1 protein-coding gene is annotated in these 737 nt (G+C 66.4%); it reads right to left on the reverse strand.

What is annotated here, in order from left to right; all coding sequences use genetic code 11:
* Positions 1-144: 144 nt before the first annotated feature.
* Positions 145-737, reverse strand: a 593-nt coding sequence (locus RM423_RS25005; RefSeq protein WP_311425739.1) for an alkaline phosphatase family protein, incomplete at its 5' end; no start/stop codon positions are given.

Raw genomic sequence — 737 nt, forward strand, 5'->3', positions numbered from 1 at the left:
ATTCGCGCTCATGATCCAGTGAATCACCGACACCGACCACATCCCAGAAAGGCAAGTCTGCCCTTACCGCGCTCGGGGAAAGACGTAACCGGCGATCGTGCGACTGTGGCGTTCGGCATGGCGGTGAAGGCGTGTATGGCATCGCTACGTGACGGGTTGGTCGTTGGGTGGGGGCAGCGTGCTGCCGTTGTGCAGGAGGACCGGGCCGACGGGCGTTGAGGAGGTGACCGGCGGCGGCGGCAACGGGGCAGGGGTTGGTCGTGGTGATGGCGGCGGCGGCTGAGCGATGGTGCTGCCGAACGCCGGTGGAGCGGGAGTGGACGGGTCGGCCTGGACGAGGTCGGCGAGGCTGACAGCATCGTCCAGGCGAGGCACCCCGAGGGCAGGCAGACCGAGCAGCTCCAGCGCGGTTTTGCCAATGCTCACATGCGAAGTCCACCGGCTCTCGACGCCGGCCTTGACCCGGCCGCCGAACATCAGCAGCGGGACCCGCGGTCCGTAGGCCAACTGGACGCCGTCGGGGGTGTGCTCAACGTTCGGTGTGGCGACGTGGTCGTCCCAGCCACCCCAGTCATCCCACGTCAGCAAGAACACGGTGTCGTTCCACAAGCCGGCCCGCACAACCGCGTCGACAGCCTGCCAGATCTTGTCCTGACCTCTGCTGACGTCGGCAACCGGATGCTCGTCATACGGACTGTCATGCCACACCATGCTCAACTGCGCCAGGCTTGTTGCGT

The organism is Jatrophihabitans lederbergiae, from assembly GCF_031845305.1.
In the GTDB taxonomy this organism is placed as follows: domain Bacteria; phylum Actinomycetota; class Actinomycetes; order Mycobacteriales; family Jatrophihabitantaceae; genus Jatrophihabitans_A; species Jatrophihabitans_A lederbergiae.